This is a genomic window from Methylobacter svalbardensis (assembly GCF_037671525.1).
In the GTDB taxonomy this organism is placed as follows: Bacteria; Pseudomonadota; Gammaproteobacteria; order Methylococcales; family Methylomonadaceae; genus Methylobacter_A; species Methylobacter_A svalbardensis.
Genome location: NZ_JAWPOH010000163.1, coordinates 1 through 1,582, shown reverse-complemented (window position 1 = coordinate 1,582; position 1,582 = coordinate 1). Strand labels below are relative to the sequence as shown.

Sequence of the window (1,582 nt, the reverse complement as noted above, 5' to 3'; positions counted from 1 at the left end):
TAATTGAACGAGTGCGTTGTTTTAATGTTCATTTTAATGCAATCCATTCAACTTTAAAACCCACTCGAATCAATCCATAAGTCGGGAAATCAAAATACATTCAAAGTTGCTGTATTTCGACAGCCTAGATCAGCCCTTCAAAATCCAAACCGCCCTCCGCCGCCTGCGGGAAACCTCGGACTGCCTGATCGTGTTCGATAACCTGGAGCAATTGGCGACCATCGAAGACTTTCTGCCCAAGCCGCAGGCCAGTCCGCACATACTGGTGACCAGCCGTGTGGAGCAGCCGGGTTTTAATCCGGTGGCATTGAATATCCTGACGCCGGAACTGGGTCTGCAATTATTGGTGCAGGAAGCCAATAGGGAGCCGGATGGCGAGGAAGAAACCCAGGCCGCCCGATTGATCGTGGAACGCCTGGACGGTCTGCCGCTGGCCCTGGAACTGGCCGGAGCCTATTTGCGCCGCCGCCATACAGTGAGCTGGGGCAATACCTGGAATTGCTACGCGACAACCCCAAATCGGCTTTCCCCGCTCACTTGCGAGGGGAAAGCCTGACCTTTCACGAAGCGGATATTTATTCCACCCTCAAGATCAACGAAACCCTGTTTGAGGAAGAACCCTTGTTGCGGGAAGTGCTCGACTTGCTCACTTGGAGCGGCTCGGCGCCTATGTCGCTGTCCCTGCTGTGCGCCTCTCTGGGCCAGGACAAGCCTTCCGGCCTTTATGGGGCCTTGTCACTGGGAGTGGCTTTGCGCATCCTGCAACAGCCTGACGGCGAGCGTTACGCCATTCACCGTTTGGTACGCGAAGTGCGCCGCGAGGATGTGCCGCTGGAAACGCGGCGTGATTGGGTGGAATGTTGTGGTCTGCGCTTGGGAGATTGGTTCGAGGCACATCGACAAGATTTCCGCGATCTACCCGTATTCGAAGCAGGCCTGGATCATCTGGAAGCCTGGCGGCATAACGCCGAACGCCTGGGGTTTACCTTGCTGGAAGTTCGCATGATTTGGCTGCAAGCCTATCCGGCTTACCATTGGGGCCGTTATGGGGACGCGAAGCGCGGTATTGAACGTGCGCTGGCATTGTACGATCAATCGGCTCAGAAGGACGCCGCCTTGCAGGCCCATTTGCTTAACGATTTGGCTACTGTGACTTCGCGCATGGGTAACAACAAAGTGGCTCTAAAACTGGTGGAACAAGCGCTAGTCATTCGGCGCGAGCTGTATGGGGAAGATCATTCCGATACGGCAATGTCATTAGCCAATCTTGCTATGCAATACAGCAAATTGAGCAAACACGACAAAGCGCTGGAACTTGGCCAACAGGCGCTGGTCATCCAGCGTAAGCTGTTTGGAGATGAGCATCCCGATACGGCAAGATCTCTAGCCTATGTTGCCAGTTACCTCAGTAAATTAGGTGAACATGACAAGGCGCTGGAACTTGGCCAACAGGCGCTAGTACTCAGTCATTCTTGTAATGTCGGATAAAGTTTCTTCAACTTTACCCGAGCGTCCTCATTAGTAAAGCGCCATTCCATAGGTCGAACAATAGCATTTCTTTTTTCTTGCCATGCTGCGATTT

General features: G+C 53.3%; 2 protein-coding genes. Both read left to right on the top strand.

Annotation, left to right across the window (positions count from 1 at the left end):
• The first annotated feature begins 190 nt into the window (after window positions 1-190).
• On the top strand, window positions 191-556 hold the full coding sequence (locus tag RW114_RS20565; protein ID WP_479687049.1) for a hypothetical protein: 366 nt from the start codon (window positions 191-193) through the stop codon (window positions 554-556).
• Entirely contained in the window at window positions 499-1,488 is a 990-nt protein-coding gene (locus tag RW114_RS20560; RefSeq protein ID WP_340124592.1) for a tetratricopeptide repeat protein, read from the top strand. The genes RW114_RS20565 and RW114_RS20560 overlap by 58 nt, the downstream gene beginning before the upstream one ends.
• The last annotated feature ends 94 nt before the right edge of the window (window positions 1,489-1,582 follow it).